Raw genomic sequence first — 997 nt, 5'->3', positions numbered from 1 at the left:
ATAAGGTCACCATATCGGGCTTAATGCCTGCTTCTTCAAAGCTAAAGAAGGTGCCAGTACGACCGCAACCCGCCTGTATATCATCGATGATAAGCAGTACATCATGCTTTCGGCAGACTTTTTCTAAGTTACGCAACCATTCAAAACTAGCCGCATTGATACCGCCTTCACCTTGCACAGTTTCAACAATCACTGCAGCGGGCTTGTCGATGCCACTGCTGGAATCTGAAAGCACTTTATCAAGATAAGCTGTGGTATCAATCTCGTCACCTAAGTAGCCGTCATAAGGCACGCGGCTTACGCCGCCTAAGCTGACACCCGCCGCGCCACGATGATGAGAGTTACCCGTCGCAGCCAGAGAGCCAAGGCTAACGCCATGAAAACCATTGGTGAAAGAAATAATGTTCTGACGGCCTTTAATATTACGCGCTAGCTTTAAAGCCGCTTCAACTGCGTTGGTACCAGTCGGACCAGTAAACTGCATAACATAATCGAGATCCCGAGGCTTTAGAATCTTCTCATTAAAAGCCTCTAGAAATTCACCTTTCGCCTTGGTATGCATATCCAGGCCATGCGTAATACCATCATTCTCAATGTAGTCCATTAAGAGAGGCTTAAATAGCGGATTGTTATGCCCGTAGTTAATTGTTCCCGCACCCGCCAGAAAGTCTAGATACTCATTTTCCTCCTCATCGTAGAGGTGTTCCATCTTAGCGCGATTAAAAACACGAGGGAAAGAACGAGCATAGCTCTGAACTTCAGATTCAATTTCATCAAATATTTTCATTAGCATCCTCCATAGGATGTTTGGTGCGAGTCTTATTTAGTGTGCGAGGTTAGGAACTAAATGGACCGATTCGGACCAGAAATTCCGTGTCATGCAAGCCAGCAAAATGCGTATCTTTGCTAAACATTTCAGATTTGGCTAAGGGAGCAGAAAAATCCTTTGCGAAGCTTTCAAATAAAGTCCATGAGGCTTTATTGTCAGCTGTAATGG

General features: G+C 45.0%; 1 protein-coding gene. It reads right to left on the bottom strand.

Going from position 1 to position 997, the window contains the following annotated elements; genetic code table 11:
* A partial coding sequence (locus tag A3735_RS24010; protein ID WP_156499878.1) for a diaminobutyrate--2-oxoglutarate transaminase occupies window positions 1-787 on the bottom strand: 787 nt, incomplete at its 3' end.
* Window positions 788-997: the final 210 nt, after the last annotated feature.

This window comes from Oleiphilus sp. HI0061, from assembly GCF_001635675.1.
The sequence above is the reverse complement of the archived record's forward strand: the minus strand, read 5'-3'. Positions and strand labels throughout refer to the sequence as shown.